The sequence below is a fragment of the Burkholderia sp. MS455 genome, assembly GCF_016899445.1.
Taxonomy (GTDB): Bacteria; Pseudomonadota; Gammaproteobacteria; order Burkholderiales; family Burkholderiaceae; genus Burkholderia; species Burkholderia pyrrocinia_C.
Genome location: NZ_CP041777.1, coordinates 839,910 through 860,480 on the forward strand (window position 1 = coordinate 839,910; position 20,571 = coordinate 860,480).

Annotated in this window: 19 protein-coding genes and 2 pseudogenes; 7 read left to right on the top strand and 14 right to left on the bottom strand. The window is 64.4% G+C overall.

Annotation, left to right across the window (positions count from 1 at the left end; translation table 11 throughout):
* Positions 1-60: 60 nt before the first annotated feature.
* The gene (locus FPJ27_RS03530; protein WP_204420858.1) at positions 61-3,516 is read right to left on the bottom strand and encodes an adenylate/guanylate cyclase domain-containing protein; all 3,456 of its coding nucleotides are present in this window, start codon (positions 3,514-3,516) and stop codon (positions 61-63) included.
* A 129-nt stretch (positions 3,517-3,645) separates the two neighbouring features.
* Here FPJ27_RS03530 and FPJ27_RS03535 point away from each other — a divergent pair.
* The 4 genes and pseudogenes from FPJ27_RS03535 to FPJ27_RS03550 all read left to right on the top strand — a co-directional run.
* Positions 3,646-3,789, top strand: a pseudogene (locus FPJ27_RS03535) (IS5/IS1182 family transposase); the annotation flags it as partial.
* 342 nt (positions 3,790-4,131) lie between these two features.
* The gene (locus tag FPJ27_RS03540; RefSeq protein WP_204420859.1) at positions 4,132-4,722 is read left to right on the top strand and encodes a dimethylsulfoniopropionate lyase; all 591 of its coding nucleotides are present in this window, start codon (positions 4,132-4,134) and stop codon (positions 4,720-4,722) included.
* A 385-nt stretch (positions 4,723-5,107) separates the two neighbouring features.
* Positions 5,108-5,335, top strand: coding sequence for a hypothetical protein (locus tag FPJ27_RS03545; RefSeq protein WP_083534036.1), 228 nt, complete (start codon positions 5,108-5,110; stop codon positions 5,333-5,335).
* A gap of 248 nt (positions 5,336-5,583) precedes the next feature.
* Positions 5,584-5,783 (top strand): annotated as a pseudogene (locus FPJ27_RS03550) (helix-turn-helix domain-containing protein); the annotation flags it as partial.
* A 24-nt stretch (positions 5,784-5,807) separates the two neighbouring features.
* Here FPJ27_RS03550 and FPJ27_RS03555 read toward each other — a convergent pair.
* Together FPJ27_RS03555 and FPJ27_RS03560 are read right to left on the bottom strand one after the other, a co-directional pair.
* The gene (locus FPJ27_RS03555) at positions 5,808-6,293 is read right to left on the bottom strand and encodes an anthrone oxygenase family protein (RefSeq protein WP_204420860.1); all 486 of its coding nucleotides are present in this window, start codon (positions 6,291-6,293) and stop codon (positions 5,808-5,810) included.
* 2 nt (positions 6,294-6,295) lie between these two features.
* Entirely contained in the window at positions 6,296-7,120 is an 825-nt protein-coding gene (locus FPJ27_RS03560; RefSeq protein WP_204420861.1) for an NmrA family transcriptional regulator, read from the bottom strand.
* A gap of 97 nt (positions 7,121-7,217) precedes the next feature.
* Here FPJ27_RS03560 and FPJ27_RS03565 point away from each other — a divergent pair, with 97 nt between their 5' ends.
* Positions 7,218-7,883 (top strand): TetR/AcrR family transcriptional regulator, encoded by a 666-nt coding sequence (locus FPJ27_RS03565; protein ID WP_204420862.1) that lies wholly within the window; start codon positions 7,218-7,220, stop codon positions 7,881-7,883.
* A 65-nt stretch (positions 7,884-7,948) separates the two neighbouring features.
* On the opposite strand, the gene FPJ27_RS03570 is transcribed toward FPJ27_RS03565, so the two are convergent.
* From FPJ27_RS03570 to FPJ27_RS03585, 4 genes are read right to left on the bottom strand one after another with little or no spacing between them, the layout of a single operon-like run.
* On the bottom strand, positions 7,949-8,803 hold the full coding sequence (locus FPJ27_RS03570) for a 3-hydroxybutyryl-CoA dehydrogenase (protein WP_204420863.1): 855 nt from the start codon (positions 8,801-8,803) through the stop codon (positions 7,949-7,951).
* Positions 8,804-8,841: 38 nt separating this feature from the next.
* Positions 8,842-10,035, bottom strand: a complete 1,194-nt coding sequence (gene bktB, locus FPJ27_RS03575) for a beta-ketothiolase BktB (RefSeq protein ID WP_204420864.1) — start codon at positions 10,033-10,035, stop codon at positions 8,842-8,844.
* A gap of 42 nt (positions 10,036-10,077) precedes the next feature.
* Positions 10,078-11,751, bottom strand: a complete 1,674-nt coding sequence (locus tag FPJ27_RS03580; protein WP_204420865.1) for an electron transfer flavoprotein-ubiquinone oxidoreductase — start codon at positions 11,749-11,751, stop codon at positions 10,078-10,080.
* A gap of 36 nt (positions 11,752-11,787) precedes the next feature.
* The gene (locus tag FPJ27_RS03585; protein WP_204420866.1) at positions 11,788-13,578 is read right to left on the bottom strand and encodes an acyl-CoA dehydrogenase; all 1,791 of its coding nucleotides are present in this window, start codon (positions 13,576-13,578) and stop codon (positions 11,788-11,790) included.
* Positions 13,579-13,961: 383 nt separating this feature from the next.
* On the opposite strand from FPJ27_RS03585, the gene FPJ27_RS03590 reads away from it, so the two are divergent.
* Complete coding sequence (locus FPJ27_RS03590) at positions 13,962-14,207, top strand: hypothetical protein (RefSeq protein WP_204420867.1); 246 nt, start codon at positions 13,962-13,964, stop codon at positions 14,205-14,207.
* A 150-nt stretch (positions 14,208-14,357) separates the two neighbouring features.
* On the opposite strand, the gene FPJ27_RS03595 is transcribed toward FPJ27_RS03590, so the two are convergent.
* From FPJ27_RS03595 to FPJ27_RS03620, 7 genes are all read right to left on the bottom strand, one after another.
* The gene (locus tag FPJ27_RS03595; protein WP_204420868.1) at positions 14,358-15,296 is read right to left on the bottom strand and encodes an anti-sigma factor; all 939 of its coding nucleotides are present in this window, start codon (positions 15,294-15,296) and stop codon (positions 14,358-14,360) included.
* Positions 15,293-15,841, bottom strand: a complete 549-nt coding sequence (locus tag FPJ27_RS03600; protein WP_204420869.1) for an RNA polymerase sigma factor — start codon at positions 15,839-15,841, stop codon at positions 15,293-15,295. The genes FPJ27_RS03595 and FPJ27_RS03600 overlap by 4 nt, the downstream gene beginning before the upstream one ends.
* Positions 15,842-16,078: 237 nt before the next feature.
* The gene (locus tag FPJ27_RS36770) at positions 16,079-16,204 is read right to left on the bottom strand and encodes a hypothetical protein (protein ID WP_275557378.1); all 126 of its coding nucleotides are present in this window, start codon (positions 16,202-16,204) and stop codon (positions 16,079-16,081) included.
* Positions 16,205-16,234: 30 nt separating this feature from the next.
* Positions 16,235-17,467 carry an MFS transporter gene (locus tag FPJ27_RS03605; RefSeq protein WP_072437711.1) on the bottom strand — a complete coding sequence of 411 codons (1,233 nt, stop codon included), beginning with the start codon at positions 17,465-17,467 and terminating at the stop codon, positions 16,235-16,237.
* A gap of 90 nt (positions 17,468-17,557) precedes the next feature.
* The gene (locus FPJ27_RS03610) at positions 17,558-18,829 is read right to left on the bottom strand and encodes an epoxide hydrolase family protein (protein ID WP_072437710.1); all 1,272 of its coding nucleotides are present in this window, start codon (positions 18,827-18,829) and stop codon (positions 17,558-17,560) included.
* 139 nt (positions 18,830-18,968) lie between these two features.
* The gene (locus tag FPJ27_RS03615) at positions 18,969-19,385 is read right to left on the bottom strand and encodes an organic hydroperoxide resistance protein (RefSeq protein WP_072437709.1); all 417 of its coding nucleotides are present in this window, start codon (positions 19,383-19,385) and stop codon (positions 18,969-18,971) included.
* Positions 19,386-19,469: 84 nt separating this feature from the next.
* Positions 19,470-19,715: a DUF4148 domain-containing protein gene (locus FPJ27_RS03620; RefSeq protein ID WP_072437976.1), complete on the bottom strand. Its 246-nt coding sequence runs from the start codon at positions 19,713-19,715 to the stop codon at positions 19,470-19,472.
* A gap of 344 nt (positions 19,716-20,059) precedes the next feature.
* On the opposite strand from FPJ27_RS03620, the gene FPJ27_RS03625 reads away from it, so the two are divergent.
* Positions 20,060-20,542 (top strand): cupin domain-containing protein, encoded by a 483-nt coding sequence (locus FPJ27_RS03625; protein ID WP_204420870.1) that lies wholly within the window; start codon positions 20,060-20,062, stop codon positions 20,540-20,542.
* Positions 20,543-20,571: the final 29 nt, after the last annotated feature.

The window sequence follows — 20,571 nt, forward strand, 5'->3', positions numbered from 1 at the left end:
ACCGGCAGGTAATGGACGATACGGCGTCACGCGATACGTCGTCGTGCGCCGCAGGTCCATTCATCCGGCGCGCGCGTCCAAAGCATCCAGCAGCGCTTTCGCCTCTCGCAGGTCGCTCGTGCCGAATCCTTCCGTGAAGCAGCTGTACACCTCGGACAGCGCCCGCCTTGCCTCCACGGTCTTCCCCTGCCGTTGCAACAGCCTCGCAAGGTCCGACGCTGCTCGCAATTCCAGCGCCCTGGCACCCTGCCGGCGCGCTCGCGCGATCGCTCTGTGAAAACAGTCTACGGCTTCGTTATCGCGTACGGGTGCCGTGCCGTCCTTGATCGCCTCTCCGGCCAAATAGATTCCCGTGAGCCGGCAGAGCTCGGCTTCGTAGCAATGCTCACCGGATTTCTCGACGATCGCCATCGCCTCTTCCAGCGTGTCTCGTGCTGCCCTCTTGTCGCCCGCACGCCAGTAACTGTCGGCGAGCAACGCGAGAGAATATGGCCGCAGGTCTTCGCCGCCGGCTGCCCGCTGCGCGTCGAGGCCCAGCCGCATCTGCGCGATCCCGTCCTGGATGTTTCCTTGCTCGCTCGTCGCCCAGCCTCGCAGAAGCGTCCCCCACGCGAGCCAGTAAGGCAATCCGTGCTCGGTCGATACGGCAATGACCGCATCGGCACGCTCACCGGCAAGCGCCGGCTCCCTCCGCAGTTGATGCAAGTGGCCTGCGTAGGTAAGACTGAACGCCAGAGATGGCCCATAAGCAAGGCCCTGCGCGAGCGTGAGTGCTTCGGCGCTGCGTTTGAGCGCTTGTTCCGGATAGCCCTGAAACCACAAAGTCAATACGAGGTAATTGAGCGCCCGAATACCAGGATCCACCCCGTGTGCGAAGACGTGTGCCTGATGCTGCTTCGGATCGTAGATCGCACAGGCCTGTTCCAGGTTTGCGCGAGCAGCGCCGAAATCGCCCTGCAGAAAAAAGCACACGCCCAGCGCACCATGTGCCTCCACGAGCATGCCTGGATCATTCGCATCCCTGGCAATACCGAGCATCTGGTTGCTCAGATCGGTCGCGATTGCATACTCGCCGCGCACCACATGGTGTATCCGCAAGCCCAACTGCGTCGCAAAGCGTTGCGATGCCTCACCGGTCCGCTCGCATAACTCGAGCGCGCGCCTGTATGTCACGCCCACCTCTGTCGCGCCATACCCACGGACATCCATCAAGACCGGCCCAAGGGAAAGCAGCAGCGTCAGTTCCCAATGCGCATGCATCGGTGTATCCGGCAAACGCTCGAGCAGCGCAAGCGCCGCTCCGAGGTGATTCATTGCATCGGGGTGGGCGGCATGACGTAGCGCCTGCTGCGCCGCACGATGCAGATATTCGACAGCCTTGGGAATGTTTCCGCTCTGACTGTAGTGGTGCGCAAGTTCGCTGCAGTAATCGGCGATGCGCGTCGGGAACAGCACCTCGATCGCCTGCGCAGTGCGCTCGTGCAATGTGGTACGCCGTTCCGTGAGCAACGAGCGCCCGGCCACTTCCTGAGTCAGCGCGTGTTTGAATGAATAATTGACCTCGGGAAAGGCGGGTCGCTCGTAGATGAACTCCGCGGCTTCCAGATGGGCGAGCAGACGACGCAGTTCATCGTCCCACGCCGGCGCTTCACTGCAAATTCGCCGGATCAGGCTGAACGGAAACTCGTGGCCTATCACTGCGAGCGCCTGTAGCAGTTCCTTTTCCTCGATGGGAAGCCGATCGATCCGGGCAGCCAGCACGCCCTGCACGGTGGTGGGAATGTGCAGCGTCGCCGGAGTCTCCACGATGCGGTAATGCCCGGCATCGCCGAGCAGCGATTTCTCTTCGACAAGCGTCTGAACCACTTCCTCCATGAAAAACGGGTTGCCCTCCGTCTTCTCCAGAATGAGCTGCTTTAGAGGCACGAGTGTGCGATCTTCGCCGAGCAGCGCCGTAAGCAGTCCTTGAGCATCGGACGGACCCAGCGGTTCGAGACGGATTTTGCTGCAATGAACCGCGCGGCCCCACGCGGGCCGATACTCGGGCCTGTAGTTCACCAGAAGGAGTATTCGCTCGTCCGGCACGTGGTCGACCAGGTATGCGAGGAAGGCTTCTGTCTCACGGTCCAGCCATTGCAGATCCTCGAACAGCAAATGGACCGGCTGATTCCGGCTCTCTCGCGCGAGAAGCTTCCTGATCGCGTCGAAGGTACGGTCGCGCCGGATCTGCGGATCCATCTCGACCAGTATCGTCCCGCCCTCACCGATTCCAAGCAGATAGAGGACGTATGGCACAAGGTCCTCGAAACTGCGCTCGAGCGTGAGCGCCTTGCCGATGACCTTTTCCCGGCAGCGCCGCTCGTCGTCCTGCGTCGTGATCTGGAAATAGTTCTTCAGGAGTTCGATGAGCGGCAAATTGGGAAACGCCTTGCCGTGCGAGACCGAAAACGTTTCCAGCACCAGCGCGCCACGCCGTGAACGCTCCTTGAACTCGTGAAAAAGGCGCGACTTTCCGACGCCCGCTTCCCCCACCACGCCGACCACGCGCCCATGCCCGCCCCTCATTGCCTCCAGTGCCCGGTTCAGATGGTCCATTTCCGTTTCACGGCCGACGAACCGCGCGAGACCGCGATGCGCCGCCAGCTGCAGGCGCGTGCGCAACGCCCCCAGGCCAAGCACCTCGTATACGCACAGCGGCGCCGGAATTCCCTTGAGTTGCGTTGCCCCGAGCGCCTTGAACTCGAAATAGCCTTCGGCCAGCTTATGGGTGGACTCGCTGACGAGAATCGACGTGGGCGTGGCGATTCCCTCGATCCGCGACGCGATGTGGATCGTATGCCCGAGCGGATCGTATTCGGTGTGCAAGTCGTCGGTGCGGATGGAACGGACGACGACCTCGCCCGTATGAACGCCGACGCGAATTTGCAGAGGAATGCCTTCCCGCAGACGAATGCGGTCGCCATGCTGCCGCATCGCCTGCTGCATGCGCAATGCGGCGAAAAGCGCTCGCTGCGCATGGTCTTCGTGGGCGATCGGTGCGCCGAACAGCGCGAGGATGCCATCGCCGAGCGATTTCGCTACGTACCCTTCGTAGTAGTGGACGGCTTCCATCATCAGCTCGACCACGGGCACGATCAAGCGATGCGCCACTTCGGGATCGAGATCGTGGATCAACGCGGTCGACCCGGCCATGTCGGCAAACAGCGCGGTAACGGTCTTGCGCTCGCCGGCGGGCTCGCCGCGCGCTTCCATGGCCGCGTGTTCGGCACGGATCCGCTCGGCGAGATGATCGGGCGTGTAATGAATGGGGGTTGGCGGCGGCTCCCGAACCGATGGTCGAGAAAATGACGGCGCAGCGGCGGGTGTAGCCAGCGACGCCCCGCAATTGCTGCAGAAGCGGGCTGCTGGCTCGGCCTCATGTCCGCATTGCGGACAAGTGCGGGACAGCACGGCCTGACACTCCTGGCAGACCCTCGCACCGGGAGGATTCTCGGATCCGCATATTGTGCAGCGCATAAAACCCTCTTTCTGCCAAGGGTCGATATCAAAACATTATGCGCCACTATCTGTGGGTATTCAGGCCGGCGACCGTGATCATGCATGCCGACCAGAGAAGAAACCAATGGCCCGACGGTAGCAGATGCGGTGGTCGAGCGTACCTTCGCATGGCTTCACAACTTCAGACGCCTGTGCATCCGGTTCGAATGCCTCGCGGCGATCCATGAAGCATTCGTGAGAATCGCCGCCTGCATCATTTGCCGGCGACGGCTTCAAAATTCATTTTGTTAGAGCTTCTTGGCGCGGCGTGCGACGCTCGACGATCGGCGCTGGCCGACCGCCCGCATTCGGCACCGCTGTCGATCACTGATTGAGATAGCGCTCGGACGGTGCGCCGGCCGGTGCACAATGCCAATACCGGCGGGCCTTCTCGACGCGAGAGGTGTCGCCGCGCGAGCGCTTTCCACCCGAGCGCGACACGATACGGCAGCCGTGCCGGACATGACGCGCTTGGCCTATGATTCGGACGGAGGGCAACGCCCGAGAGCGTGCAATGGCATTCACGGGAAATCGCCACGCACTCAACGCGTCGCAACGCATGCGACACGGCCGTCACCGCATTCATGGAGCACCATGTACACGCGCAACGAAAACCTCGAACATTTCATCGCCATCGCCCAGGCCCTGTTTCAGTCGACCAGGTTGCCGGATGCGGCCCGCCACGCAGCGGCGCAGGTTTTCGCTCGCCTCGAGCATCCGTCTCACGACGGCATGCGTGCCGCGAAACGATATCCGGCCTGCGACCTCCTCGATTCCGCGCTTGCGCCCCTTCTTGACGATTCGTCCGACCTGCGCGCCGCGGCACGCGCGCTCAAGACGCTCGAACCCTCGCTGGGCTGGCAACGACGAACGTCGGGGTTGAACGGGAGCGTAGATTACGTCGAGAAGCACGTAAACGGGATGATCTGCGGGCCGGGCGGAATGGAGAGCCGTTACGACGTTCAGCTCGGGTTTTCGTTGATCGCGCCCTTTACCCGCTACCCCGATCACCAGCATCTGCCGGAAGAGGCATACGTGCTGCTGTCCGCGGGTGAATTTCGCCAGCGGGACGGCGCGTGGTTCGATCCGGGCATCGGCGGCGGGCTGCACAACACGCCCAATATCGTGCATGCGATGCGCTCGGGCAGCGCGCCGTTTCTCGCGATGTGGTGCCTCTTGCCTTGAGCCCGGCGTCGGGTTCACAGCCGCTCGCGGATTGCCCGCCGCGATCGGCATGCCACGGTCCGCTCCCGATAAATGCGGGTTTTTATCGGTTGCCGACGCCACGCGCCGATATTGCGCAACAATTCGCGCCAGCCATTACAAATTCGACTTATTTAGAATACAAACCAGAATAAATTATTTACCGATGATCCCGGCTTTAAAAATCCATCACATACAATACAGCTGTCGATCCGGGGAATCCCGACTGCATACGATCGACATTCCGTTTCAATTCCCGATATTGTTTTAGAAGAATAGCGAAGGAGAAACGATCATGGCTCAAGTTACACTGTGGGGCAGCGTCCAGGGCAACGGCACGGTCGTGGATGGCTCGGGCGGATTCGCCGTGAAACGCGAAAGCACCGGCACGTACCAGCTCTCGTTCAATACCGCATTCATCAAAACGCCCGCGATTGTCGGCTCGCAATGGGGATACGGCGGCGGACAAAACACGCTGGACAACGTGATCTTTCCGGCACTTTCCGGCAGCGGAGCCACGATTCAAACCGGCGACGCAAACGGAAAATATTCCGACCGGAATTTCAGTTTCGTCGTTATCGGCTCGATCAGCTAAAAATCGACCGATCTGCATTCCTTCCGGCAACCCGGGGTCTTATTAGAATAAATTTCCGGAAAACCCGAAATAAATGCAGCTTCCATGGCACTTGTCACATTGGCGAGTCCAGGACGCCGGGATGAAGAAAACGAAATCGCTGTATCGCGGACCCCGATTCCCGGCGTCCTTCATCGGCCATGCAGGCCGCCGGTGTTTTCGCTTCCGGCACGGCTTGCGCGACATCAGGGAGCGGCCGTTCGAACCGCAATCGCGCGTTCCGGCGCGAGACGAGGCTCGGCTTCCGCCGCTGGCGCGAGCAGGCGCGGCGGCGGCTCGCGCTCAAGCGCCTCGCACATGGCGAGTGGGTGCCGACCGTCGCGATGGATCACGGTTACAGCAGCCAGAGCGCGTTTCCGCAATGTTCAAGCGGCATTTCGACACGTCGCCGTCGGCGTTTCATGCGTAGCGCGTGTCCGGCTCGACGGCAGCGCTAACGCGCCGCAATCCCCGCGATAAAAAACACACACGCGGCCGCCGACGCCACCGTGCGCACGTGATTCCACATCGTCCAGTCGTGCACGTAGCGCGTCCACAGCGCCGCGCCTTGCGCGGTCGCCGGATCGGCCGCGGCGAGCGCATCGTTGAGCGGCACGTTGACGGCCATCGTCACCGCGAACATGCCGGCCACGTAGAGCACGCCGCCCGCGAGCGCCGCCATCGCGCCCGGTTGATCGCGATCGAACAGCGCGAGCACGACCAGCGCGAGCGCCATCAGCGTCGTGCCGAGGAACAGCGGCATGAACGGCGAACGCACGATGTCGACGTTGAGCGCATTCATCGCGGCCGCGCCGGCCTGCGGCGCGATCCGTCCGAGCGACGTCATCACGAACGTCGAGAACGCGAAGTACACGCCGGCCATCAGCCCGCAGCCGATGGCCGAACCCCACAGCAATGCGGAAGTCACGAACGCGATCATGGTCACGCGCTCCACACGCCGGTTGCGGCCGTCGTACGCGCATAGTCGGCGAAATCGCGCGCCGGCCGCCCGAGCGTGTCGTCGATGCCGTGCGCCACCGCGCTGTTGCGCCCATCGAGCACCGTGCCGAACAATTCGTCGAGCAACTCGACGACCGGCTCCGGCACGCCGACCTCGCGCAGCCCCGCGACGAACGCATCGGGCGGAATCTCGCGATACGCGATCGGCTGGCCGGCGGCCCGCGCGATTTCGCCGACGGCTTCGGCGAACGTCAGCGCGCGCGGGCCCGTGACCTCGATCACGCGATCCGCGAACCGGGCATCGGTAAGCGCGACCACGGCCACGTCCGCGATGTCGTCCGCATCGACGAACGGCTCGCGCACCGCACCGACCGGCAGCGCGACCTCGCCGGCCAGCACGCCGTCGAGCAGGTAGCCCTCGGAGAAGTTCTGGTTGAACCAGCTCGCGCGCACCACGCCCCAGCCCACCCCCGACGCCTGCAGCGCGGCCTCGGCAGCCTGCGCGCGGGGCTCGCCGCGCCCGGACAGCAGCACCACGCGCTCGACGCCGCTTTCACGCGCGAGCCGTGCGAATGCGGCAATCGCTTCCACCGCGCCTTCGACGGCCAGGTCCGGCTGGTAGGTCACGTACGCGGCCGACACGCCGTCGAGTGCGGCGGGCCACGTCGCGAGCTCGGTCCAGTCGAAGCGGACGGCCGACGTGCGCGACACGGGCCGGGTAGCGATGCCGCGTGTGCGCAGCCGTGCATCGACGCGGGTGCCCGTCTTGCCCGAGCCGCCGACGATGAGGATGGGAAGTGCCGACATGTGCGTCTCCTTTTCTCTCTAAAATGCGAGAATGTCTCGCGTTTTAAAAACACGATAGACTCTCGCATTTGCAACGTCAAGTTTTTCCGGAGGCGGCATGAGCCGACAAAAATCGGGGCAGAACGACGCGCCCGAAGCGGCGGTAGCGGACGCGCCGGCGCGCGCGCGGCTCGTGCCGACGCAGCAGCGCAGCCGCGAGCGGTTCGAGCGCATCCTCGCGTGTGCGTCGGACGTGATGATCGAGAAAGGCTGCGACGCGTTCCGGATGAGCGACATCGTCGAACGCACGGGCATCTCGTTCGGTTCGCTGTACCAGTACTTTCCGGACAAGGCGGCCGTGATCGGCACGCTCGCGGAACGCTACAACGCCGTCGGGCACGACTGCGTGCGGCGCGATCTCGCCGCGATGAAGACGCTCGACGACCTGCACGGCACGCTCGCCCGCATCACGGACAGCTACTACCGGATGTTCGTCGACGAGCCGCTGATGCGCGACATCTGGCGCGCGACGCAGGCCGACCGCGCGCTGCAGGAACTCGACCGGGCGGACGGCGAGTTTCTGGCCGCGCTGTTAGCGGATGCATTGGGAGACGTGGCGCCCGACACGACACGCGCGCAGCGGCGCGCGTTCGCCGAGCTGATGATGATCCAGATCGCAGCGGCCGTGCGCCATGCGATCACGCTGCCGCCGAAGACGGCGCGGCAGATCCTCGCGATGTTCAAGCGGATGTTGCCGCGGGATCTGGGGGTGCTGGACGCGTAGTCGCACCGCTTAATGCACGCGGCCGCCCTGAGGCGGCCGCGCGACGAAGTGGCATGGTGTGCCGCTTACTTGCTGTAGTCGTACACCCCGCGCCCCACCTTCCGCCCCAACCGCCCTGCCGACACCATCTCGCGCAGCAGCGGGCACGCACGATACTTGGGATCGCCGAAGTCCTTCACGAACACGTCCATCACCGCGAGGCACACGTCGAGGCCGACGAGGTCGGCCAGCGCGAGCGGCCCGATCGGGTGGTTCGCGCCGAGCTTCATCCCCGCGTCGATCTCCTCGGCCGACGCGATGCCTTCGGCCAGCACGAAGAACGCCTCGTTGATCATCGGCACGAGGATCCGGTTCACGACGAAGCCCGGCGAATTGCGCACGCCGATCGGCGACTTGTCGAAACGTTCGGTCAATTCGCGCACGGCCGACGCGGTCGCGTCGCTCGTCTGCAGCCCGCGGATGATCTCGACGAGCGGCATCAGCGGCACCGGATTGAAGAAGTGCATGCCGACGAAGCGCGCCGGATCGGCGAGCGGCGCCGCGAGCGCGGTGATCGAGATCGACGACGTGTTGGTCGCGACGATCGCGTCGGGCCGCGCGACGGCCTCGATCTGCTTCAGGATGCGGCCCTTCAGCTCGACATTCTCGGTCGCGGCTTCGATCACGATGTCGGCCGACGCGAGCTTCGCGTAGTCGGTCGACGTCGTGATGCGCGCCAGCGCCGCATCGCGTGCGGCCGCGTCGAGCTTGTCCTTCGACACGAGCCGCTCGAGGCTGCCCTTCAGCGTCGCGATGCCCTTGTCGAGCGCAGCGTCGCTGACGTCGATCATCACGACGTTGAGTCCCGCAACGGCGGCGGTCTGCGCAATGCCGTTGCCCATGGTTCCGGCGCCCACGACGCCGACGATTTCGATGGCCATGAAGTTTCCTGTGTGTTCGGGTGCTGAGTGTCCGATTATCAGATGTTCTCGAAGATCGCAGCAATCCCCTGGCCGCCGCCGATACACATCGTCACGAGCGCGTAACGCCCGCCGATGCGCTTCAGCTCGTACAGCGCCTTGACCGTGATCAACGCACCGGTCGCGCCGATCGGGTGACCGAGCGAGATGCCCGACCCGTTCGGGTTGACCTTCGCGGGATCGAGGCCGAGTTCCTGAGTGACCGCGCAGGCCTGCGCTGCGAACGCCTCGTTCGCCTCGATCACGTCGAGATCAGTAATCTTCAAGCCCGCGCGTTCGAGCGCCTTCTGCGTGGCCGGCACCGGGCCGATGCCCATATACGCCGGATCGACGCCCGCGTGCGCATACGCGACGAGGCGTGCGAGCGGCTTCACGCCCTGCGCGCGTGCGGCGTCCGCGCTCATCATCAGCACGGCCGCGGCCGCGTCGTTGATGCCCGATGCGTTGCCGGCCGTCACGGTGCCGTTCTCCTTCGCGAACACCGGGCGCAGCTTCGTGAAATCGTCCGCGCTCGCGTCGTGACGCACGTGCTCGTCGGTGTCGAACGCCACCTCGCCCTTCTTCGTGCGGATCGAGATCGGCAGGATCTGATCCTTGAAGCGCCCTTCCGCGATCGCGCGCGCCGCGCGACGATGCGATTCGAGCGCGAGCGCATCCTGCGCGTCGCGCGAGATGTCGTACTTGCGTGCGACGTTCTCGGCCGTCACGCCCATGTGGATCGTCTGGAACGGGTCGTGCAGCGCGCCGAGCATCATGTCGACGAGCTTGCCGTCGCCCATGCGCTGGCCGAAGCGCGCGGCCGGCACCGTGTACGGCGCGCGGCTCATGTTCTCCGAGCCGCCGCCGATCGCGACGTCGGCATCGCCGAGCATGATGGTCTGCGCGGCCGACACGATCGCCTGCAGGCCCGAGCCGCACAGGCGGTTCACGTTCATCGCGGGCGTGTGCTGTGCGACGCCGCCGTCGATCGCCGCGACGCGCGACAGATACATGTCCTTCGGCTCGGTGTTCACGACGTGGCCGAACACGACATGCCCGACCGCGTCGCCCGGCACGTTCGCACGCGACAGCACTTCGCGCACGACCTTCGCACCGAGGTCGGTCGGCGAGAAATCCTTCAGGCTGCCGCCGAAATCACCGATCGCGGTACGGACACCGCTCACCACCACGACTTCTTTCGCTGCATTGCTCATCGTCTGCTCCGGTTCGTTCGCGCAAGCATGCGCGCTGATGCGTTACATGTTCGGGTAATTCGGCCCGCCGCCGCCTTCCGGCGTGACCCACACGATGTTCTGAGTCGGGTCCTTGATGTCGCAGGTCTTGCAGTGCACGCAGTTCTGCGCGTTGATCACCAGCCGATCGCTGCCGTCGTCGTTCTTCACGAACTCGTACACCGCCGCCGGGCAGAAGCGCCCCTCCGGCCCCGCGTACGTGCGCAGGTTCACGTTCACCGGCACGCTCGCATCCTTCAGCGTCAGGTGCGCCGGCTGGTTCTCCTCGTGGTTCGTGTTCGAGATGAACACCGACGACAACCGGTCGAACGTCAGCTTGCCGTCCGGCTTCGGATACTCGATCGGCTCGCACTGCGACGCCGGCTTCAGCATCTCGTGATCCGCGTGCTGGTGGTGCAGCGTCCACGGCACGTTGCCGCCCATCACCTTCTGCTCCAGCCCGACCATCAGCGTGCCGAGATACAGCCCCTTGGCCATCCACTGCTTGAAGTTGCGCGCGCGGTACAGCTCCGTGTACAGCCACGACTGCTTGAACGCGTCCGGGTACGCGTTGAGTTCGTCGCTCTGGCGGCCGGCCTGCACCGCGTCGAACGCGGCGTCCGCCGCCAGCATGCCGGTCTTGATCGCCGCGTGGCTGCCCTTGATCCGCGATGCGTTCAGGAAACCCGCGTCGTCGCCGATCAGCGCGCCGCCCGGGAACACCGTCTTCGGCAGCGACAGCAGCCCGCCCGCGGTGATCGCGCGCGCGCCGTACGACACGCGCTTGCCGCCTTCCAGGAACGCGCGGATCGACGGATGCGTCTTGTAGCGCTGGAATTCCTCGAACGGCGACAGGTACGGGTTCGTGTAGCCGAGGCCCACCACGAAGCCGACCACGACCTGATTGTTGTCCATGTGATACAGGAACGAGCCGCCGTACGTATCGGACTTCAGCGGCCAGCCGGCCGTGTGGATCACGAGGCCCGGCTTGTGCTTCGCGGGATCGATTTCCCACAGCTCCTTGATGCCGATCCCGTACGCCTGCGGATCGGCGTTCGCGTCGAGCTTGAACTTCGAGATCAGCTGGCGGCCCAGATGGCCGCGGCAGCCTTCGGCGAACAGCGTGTACTTCGCGTGCAGCTCCATGCCGAGCTGGAAGTTCTCGGTCGGCTCGCCGTCCTTGCCCACGCCCATGTTGCCGGTCGCGACGCCCTTCACGGAGCCGTCGTCGTTGTACAGGATTTCCGCGGCCGGGAATCCCGGGAATATCTCGACGCCCAGCGCCTCGGCCTGCTGGCCGAGCCAACGCGTGACGTTGCCCAGCGAAATCACGTAATTGCCGTGGTTCTTGAAGTTCTCGGGCAGCGCCCAGTTCGGCGTCGTCACCGCGCTCTTCTCGGACAGGAACAGGAAGCGGTCCTCGCTCACCTCGACGGTGAGCGGCGCGCCCTGTTCCTTCCAGTCGGGGAACAGTTCGGTGATCGCGCGCGGGTCCATCACCGCGCCCGACAGGATGTGCGCGCCGATCTCGGAACCCTTCTCGAGCACGCACACGCCGATCTCGGTGCCTTTCTCGGCGGCCAGCTGCTTGAGCCGGATCGCCGCCGACAGCCCGGCGGGGCCGCCGCCGACGATCACGACGTCGTATTCCATCGATTCGCGCGGGCCGTATTGCGCAAGCAAGTCCTGTGTGGTCAAAATCCTGTCTCCTCCTGCGTCCCGACCGTCAGCCGGTCAGAACTGGTCTTCCGTCAACGCGAGCACGCTCTCGTTGCCCTTCGCGCCAACGATCGACGCTTCGAGCGCGCCGGCCTGCACGAGAATGTGCTCCGCATAGCATTGCGCGATCGCGATCTTCGCGTCGAAGAACGCCGGGTCGCTCGCGCGGTTCGCCTGCGCGGCCACCAGCGCGCGCGCCATCTGCCACCCGCACAGCACCACGCCCGCCAGCTTCAGATACGGCACGCTGCCCGCAAACACCGCGTTCGGGTCCTGCTTCACGTTCGCCACCACGTAGTCCACCACCGACGACAGCGCGCGCGCACCCTTTTCCAGCTGCGCCTTCATCGACGCGGCCGCCGCACCGTCCAGCCTGCCCAGCGCTGCCACCGTGTCGCCGATCTCCGCGATCAGCGCCTTCGCCACCGCGCCGCCGTCGCGCATCGTCTTGCGGCCCACCAGGTCGTTCGCCTGGATCGCCGTCGTCCCTTCGTAGATCGCCAGGATCCGCGCATCGCGGTAGTACTGCGCCGCACCCGTCTCCTCGATGAAGCCCATCCCGCCGTGCACCTGCACGCCCAGGCTCGCCACGTCGTTCACCATCTCCGTGCTCCAGCCCTTCACGACCGGCACCAGATATTCGTAGATTGCCTGATGACGGCCGCGCGTCGCCTCGTCCGAATGGCGGTGGGCAATGTCGCTGTGCGCGGCTGCCACATACGCCAGCGCCCGCGCGCCTTCGGTCAGCGCACGCATCGTGCCGAGCATGCGACGCACGTCCGGGTGATGGATGATCGTCACCGACTGCTTCGCGGAGCCGTCCACCGGGCGGCTCTGCACGCGTTCCTTAGCGAACGCCGCCGCCTTCTGGTACGCACGGTCGGCCACGCCGATCCCCTGCATCCCGACCCCGAAACGCGCCGCGTTCATCATGATGAACATGTATTCGAGGCCGCGGTTCTCCTCGCCGACCAGGTAGCCGATCGCACCGCCGTGGTCGCCGTATTGCAGCACCGCCGTCGGGCTCGCCTTGATCCCGAGCTTGTGCTCGATCGACACGCAGTGCACGTCGTTGCGCGCGCCCAGCGAACCGTCGTCGTTGACCATGAACTTCGGCACGATGAACAGCGAGATGCCCTTCACGCCTTCCGGCGCGTTCGGCGTGCGCGCCAGCACCAGGTGGACGATGTTGTCCGCCATGTCGTGCTCGCCCCACGTGATGAAGATCTTCGTGCCGAACACCTTGTAGGTGCCGTCGCCCTGCGGCTCCGCGCGCGAGCGCACCAGCGCCAGATCGGAGCCCGCCTGCGGCTCGGTCAGGTTCATCGTCCCCGTCCATTCGCCCGAGATCAGCTTCGGCACGTAGCGCTGCTTCTGCTCGTCGGTGCCGGCCGTCAGCAGCGCCTCGATCGCGCCGTCGGTCAGCAGCGGGCACAGCGCGAACGACAGGTTCGACGCGTTCAGCATCTCGATGCACGGCGTCGCGATCAACTTCGGCAGCCCCTGGCCGTCGTACTCGGCCGGATGCTGCAGCCCCTGCCAGCCGCCTTCGACGAACTGGCGGAACGCGTCGCCGAAGCCCGGCGTCGCGGTCACGACGCCATCCTTCCAGCTGCTCGGGTTGCGGTCGCCTTCGACGTTCAGCGGCGCCAGCACCTCGCCGCAGAACTTCGCGGACTCGTCGAGCACGGCCTGCGCCGTGTCGTAACCGGCATCCTCGAAGCCCGGCAACTGCGCGACGGCGTCGATACCCGCGAGTTCCTTCAGCACGAACAGCATGTCCTTGACGGGGGCGTTATAGCTCATGGTCGATGTTCCAAATCAGGCGGTGAATGAGGTGCGCTACCGGGCCGGTACGGCAAAGCCGGCCGGACCCGGGCGACGACGTGACCCATCGTAATGCCGCGATGGCCGATTCCCAATGTCATATTCGGCCCACCTGGTGACAAAATCGGCCATGAGAGGCGCGGGCGTTGCCCGGAAACGGCCTGCAGCATACGGGTTTGTCCGGATCGAGTCAGCGGCCGGCCATCGGTATGCCCGGGTGATGGGGTCGAAGCGACGAGCGTGGTGACGACGCGTGCCGGCAATGGGAGCCGGTTATGGGAATCGCCGATGGGAGCCGCCCATGGGAGCGTGCGGCAGGAGTCGGCACGGGTCGCGAGGACTCTACGGCCTCGACCCAGGGAATGGTCACCAACATCAAGAATCAACGACGCGACGCCAATCCGGACGATGGCGCGATGAGTTTCCGGGAGCTGACGATACGACGCGTGGGTACGTCAGTCGAACGGGTCAACAATGCCATCGCGAGTCGGCGTGGACGCAAGGATGCGAGCGCCGCCATCGCGGAACTTCAGGAGCAGGCGCGACAAATGGACGCCGGCCTGAAACGGCTGATCACGCCGACGCCCGACGCACCCGGCGAAGCGTAGCGCGCTTGCATATCGGCAAGCCTGCGCCGTCGCCAGCGGCGTCCATGCCGCATCGCCGCTCGACGGCAATGCCGCCGCTAACTCAACGTGAAACTGGCGTGGAAATGCGCGCCGTGCAACCGAAATGCGCTGCAGACCTCGAGATCTCCTTCAACTCGCGATCGCCTGGTCGACATGCGGCAACTGACCGAGCATTTCTCCCACGCCGTTTTCGGATATCTGCTTGCCGATTGCGCCGAGGTCGGTGTCGCCGGGTCGGGCGATCAGCGCATAAGTGATCCTGGCACGCCGCCATGTCACGACGTCCATGCCGCCGACCTGTTGTCGGGCGAGCGCCGTGTCGGGCTTGTCGTCCTTCATCGCGCACAGCGCCACTGGCATGCCATTTCCCGGCAGATAGACGATCTGCACCAACGGTTTGTCGTTGAAGTGCAGGCGCTGTATGCGCTTGAACGTCAGCCCCGTCGAGCGCAGATCCGGAATCCGTATCGGCAGCCCGTCGTCACGGCGAATGTTTTCCACCGTATGCGCCGCGACAGCGAGATTCGACGAATCGAAAGCAACGGTGTCGCGCGTATAGAGTCGCAGATAATTCACAGCGGCCATAACCCAGGGGGACGCCTGCGTCTGCGCAACCACCGGTGCGCCCTTCGGTGCGAAGTCACCGTGAGCCGCGCCCGGCGCGAAGCGCAGTATGGCGCCGCAGAAGAACGCGCCCGCGATGAAGGCCATGGCGAGCCACGGCACCATCATGCGAACGCGCGAGCGTATCGGCACGGCGGGCGCTTCGCGTACATCGCGTTGCGAAACAGGCGCATCCATCGGATGACTGACGCCAACCGCGGAATTATCCGAAGGCGCGGCGTCCGCCTGCGCGATTTCGGCGACCTTGCGCACCAGGCTCTGCGGAACCGACGGCCATTCCTGCTGCTCGAATGCACGCCGATACGGCAACACCGATGCTTCGAGCCATGCAATGCGTGTGGCGATATCGGCCGACGTTCCAATCGCCCTCTCGACTTCCTCGCGCTGGTGCGACGTGAGCTCTCCATCCACGTATGCCATGAGCAGGATGTCGTTCATTTTCATGCCCCCTGATCCTCTCTATTCGCTGCGCTTTTCACACGTCGTTCTTTTCGATCGATGAACAGGGAACCGATCGCCTGGCGAGCTCGCGAAAGCCGGCTCATGATCGTACCGATGGGTACGCCGAGCACGTCGGCCGCTTCGCTATAGCTGAGCCCCTCCACGCCGACCAGCAGCATGACCACCCGCTGGGCTTCGGGCAACTGCTGCACTGCCCTGACAATCTGTCCATCCAGGGCCTGTTGCTCCAGCGTCGGTGCAGCGGGATCGGAGACGGTTTCGAGGAAGTCGTCGTCCCACTCCATGCCCGAGCGCCTGCGCACGCTGCGTGCGCGGAGTTCGTTGAGCCAGGTGGACTGGACGATCGAGAACATCCAGCTCAGCGGCGCGGTGTCCGGTCGCAATTGATGCGCGCGCTCGAGCGCGCGAAGGCACGCGCACTGCACGAGATCTTCAGCGTCGTGGCGATCACCCGAGATCCGTAGCGCGAATGCCCACAGACGCGGGAGCATCGAAGGAAGCATGGCGGACAATTCGGCTGCGGTCATCTACGTCGATCCTCCCGCGGTGCGACCAAGCCGACGTTGAGAAACTGCAGTACCTGACATGTATCCATGGGTTTTGGCGAAATTGAGCGGGCGATACCCCTCCTGGTAAACAGTTGGTCGGCGAAGATATTCCATCGCCGTCGTGTGTTGACCGAATGGCCCGATCCCGGCTCGTTGCGGCCGGGGAACGCGTTCGCTCAGACGCGAGCGATGGATGGACAGGTCGGCAACGCTGAGCTACACCAGATTGACGCCGAAGTGCGCGAGCATCGCCGCTTGCAGATTGCCGAACCGGAACACTTGAATGCCGGCTTTATTCCGACGGCGCGGTGCTGGGCTCGCGTCACCGCTGTCGCCCTCCATATATCGAATTCCGCCGAAGCCTCCGTGAAATCAAGGCGATTCGGAAACGGCAGGAATAGCCCCGTCTTTCGGCGCCGGCGTGGGACGAAGCAGCGGCACCATCAGCGTAATACCCGCGGCAACCAGAAACAGCATGAAATAGGACGCGAAATAACCCTCCGTCCGGTCGCGGAGATACCCGAAGGTGAGCGGACCCAATGCGGCAACCAGATAGCCGATGAAGAGCATGAATACGCTCCACGCGTTGGTCTCGGCGGGCGAATGGGTGTGGTCGAGCGGCAAGGTCATCGCGAGCGTGAAGCACATGCCTTGTCCGATCGCGATCAGCACGATGCACGACACCGGATAGGTGGTCGGCGCAAACGCCAGTCCGCCGATGCCCACCGCCGTGATGGCCGACGCGAGGCCGAGCCAGCCGCGCCGGTCGGTGGAGCGGCCGGCCTTCATGCCCATTCCGAAGCTGCCGAGCGCGAACACGCAGGTAAAGAGGCCCAATACAAGACCGGGCGACAGCGTCTCGATACGCAGCTCGGCACTCGACGATGCGAGCCACGCAAAGCATGCGTACACGATGAACTGGCTCGCGCCGAAGTAAGCCGCGACCCGCCACGCCTGGATGTTGCCCCACGGAAGGCCGACTGCCGCCGGCGCTTGCGCAGCCTGCCGAGGTTGCGCCTCGGCGGCCTTCGCCTCGTGAAAACGCCGGGCCAGCCCGCGCCAGCTCAGGATCGCGGTGATGCAAAGCACGCTCCACAACGCGACGGCCACGCGCCAGCCGCCAAAACTCAGCGCGATATAACCCGACGCGCTCGCCGCGACCGTCGCGCCGACGCTGAGCCCCGCGCTGTAGATACCCATGAAGAACGTCGCGTCGCGCGCAAAGTGCTTCTTCACCCAGCCGCCGATCAGCGAACCCGAAATCGCGATGCCGATCCCGGTAAAGACGGTGCACAGAAGCAGCACGCCGGCAGAGCCGGCCAACGCGCGGGCGACCATCGCGACGCACAGCAGGGCCAGCGCGGCGACGACCGCGTTGTCCGTGCCCAGTCTGCGCGCGACGCCCGGCGCGGCGAGCGCGAAGACGCCCATGCAGACGTCGGGAATCGCGGTCAGCAGGGACGCCTGCGTGTAGCTCAGGCCGAAGCTCTGCCGGATCGATTCGAGCACCGGCCCGATCGACACGATGGGCGGGCGCAACGCAATCGAGAGTATCAACAGCGCGATGGCCGCGGCTGCCTTGCGGGTATCGGTGGATTCGGACATGACTATTCCTGGCGTGACAGTGCTCGCGTTGCATCGGCATCGGAACGCGACGGCGACCGCGTCAGGCGATCGCCGTCGAAACCTGCTTGTTCAGCGCAGCGTCCGGAATGCGGCGCGTACTTCGCTTGCGAGCAGTTGCGGTTCTTCCCACGCGGCGAAATGACCGCCCTTGTCGACCTCGTTGAAGTAGATGAGGTTGTGGTAAGCCCGCTCCGTCCAGCTGCGCGGCGCCTGATAGATCTCGCCGGGGAAGATCGTCACGGCGGCCGGCATCGAAATGTCCACCGCGTTGAAATTGTTGGAATGATCTTCCCAGTAGATCTGCGCGGCGGACGTCGCGCTGTTCGTCAGCCAGTAGAGGGAGATATCGTCGAGGATTTCGTCGCGGGTGAGCGAACGTTCCGGCACGCCGCCGCTATAGGTCCATTGCGAGATCTTGTCGTACATCCACGCGGCCTGGCCGGCGGGCGAATCCGCCAACGCATAACCCACGGTTTGCGGACGCGTCACCATCATCGCGGAATAGCCGCAATTGTCCTTGTAGAAGACGTTGAGCGAATCGTATGCGGTCTTTTCCTTCGGCGACAGCCTGCCCGGTGCGGGTTCGCCGAGTGCGAGCAAGGTCGCGATGTCCGGCGGTACGGTGGCCGGCATGTTGACATGGATGCCGATCAGCCCCTTCACCTTCTGCATCGCCATGCGGTGCGAAATCACCGAACCGCAATCTCCGCCTTGCGATACGAAGCGCGAGTAGCCGAGTCGGGCCATCAGTTCACCCCATGCGCGGGCGATGTGATCCGAGCCCCAGCCGGTCGTTTTCGGCTGCCCGGAGAAGCCGAAGCCAGGCAGCGACGGAATCACGATGTCGAACGCGTCGTCCGCACTGGCGCCGTACGCGGTCGGATCGGTCAGCGGACCGATGACCTTGATCAGCTCGAAGATCGAACCTGGCCATCCGTGCGTCATGATCAACGGCAGCGCGTTCTTGTGGCGGGAACGCACGTGAATGAACTGGATGTCGAGGCCGTCAATCTCGGTCATGTACATCGGCAGCGCGTTCAGCTTTGCCTCGCCTTTGCGCCAGTCGTAGTCGGAACCCCAATACTGGACGAGCGCCTGCATTCTCGCGAGCCGCACGCCTTGCGATTCATCGTTGACGGTCTCCTTGCCGGGCCAGCGTGTCGCCGCGATGCGGCGCCGCAAATCGACGAGGGCGGCCTCGGGCACGCTGGCCTTGAACGGACGAATTGCCGTGCTGCCGGTTGCGGCGAACACCGATCCGGGAATCAGCCCCATGGCGCCGACAGCGACGGAAGCGGCAAGCACGTGACGTCGACGAGGAGAAAACGGTGTGGATGACATGATGGATATCCAGGCGCGAGAAGAAGGCCGCGAGTCGCGATCGATACGCGACACGCGGGAGTGCCTGCCGGAAGCGCGCACCACGCCGGGCGTGCCGATCACGCAAACGGCGTCGTGCGCGGGCCCGGCAGCAGGCGAGTCAAACGACGGCGACGACGACGTCGATGTTGTTGCGCGTGGCCTTCGAATACGGGCAGGTCTGGTGTGCCGCGTCGACCAGCGCATGCGCGACGGCGGCGTCGACGCCCGGCACGCTGACGTTTAGTCGCGCCTGCAGGAAGTACGCACCGTCGTTCATGGCCAGATCGATCTCCGCATCGACATGCGTGTCGCGCGGCAGCGCAATCTTCAGCCGTTGCGCGGCCAGGCCCATCGCGCCGATGAAGCATGCCGACCAGCCTGCGGCCAGCAACTGCTCGGGATTCGTGCCGGGCGCGGCCGAACCGGGGCCGGACAGCTTGACGTCCAGGCGCCCGTCCGAGCTGTGGGCGGCGCCATCGCGACCGCCGGTGGTGCGGGTCTTGCCGGTGTAAAGGACTTTCGTTTCTTGGCTCATGATCGGTATCGTATTGAACTGAGTTGGTGACAGCGGTGGGTGAATGACGATGCTTGAAATCGGCGTTGCGTCGGCAGCCGGAAATCAGCCGCCCCGATAGAGCTTGTCGAGCGCCGCGAGCTGGCCGTCTTTCTCCGCTCGCACCAGTTCCTCGCGCACTTCGGCACGCGTCCTTGCCTTCGGCGACGGGTCGACCGACGCCCACTGGCGCGCTTGCTGTGCGCCATGGTCGTTGGCGCTCGTGTCGGCGGGGCTGCTTGCGTAAGCAGAAGCAGCGGTTGCAACTGCGGCACAAGCCGCAAAAGCCAAGGCGATCGTCTTTGCTTTCATGTCGTTCTCCTGGAGCAATTCAAATGTCGCGAATCCCTCCGGGCACTCGGTGGCGGCTTCATCCTGCGATGTCTGCCCGAGTGCCGCGATCGAATCCGTTCGTTGAGGTGAATTAAATCCAGGCCACGTATCCGGCATGTGTCTCGAGATCGGGGCTATTGCAATGCCATGTATCTATTCCGGTCTCGTACACATTAAGAAACAAATCCGCCGTTCCGTTTTCGACGACTCTCCAAAATGGAGATCGCTTTTCCGACAGAATGGCGCGTCAATGAAATGACGCTGCAATGGCAAGCCCGCCCTATTGCCTCGTTGCCACGGGAAGAATCAAGGAGAGATGACCGATGATCAGATACGCAATCGGAACGCTGATGTTGGCCGGCGTCATGACCTCGGCCGCCGCGCGCGCTGAAACAATCAAGCCGATCAAGGCGTCGAAGTCCGACCTGGCCGGTGCGATATTCGCTCGCGCCGATGTCGTGAAAAAAGACGAAAGTGGCGAGCGGAGCGCCGACGTCGTGACGTTCACGTCGGCCGACACCGCTTACCAGACCGGCGTCTATCGATCCGGGCCTTCGCATGAAGAAATCAAGGGGCCGCAAGGATTGCCGTACAACGAGTTCCTGTACTTTCTGTCGGGCAGCGTGAAGCTGACCTCGTCGGACGGTTCGGTGATGGTCGTGAAGACCGGCGAAGCCGTCACGCTTCCCAAGGGATGGACGGGGCATTTCGACACGCCTGGCTATACCAAGCTCTACGTGACCTACAGCCCCGACGACGCAAAAAAGCAGCCCGATATATCGGGTAATCCGAAAATGGCGGAATAGCGATCCGTTCTCGCGTGTTCTGTGATGCA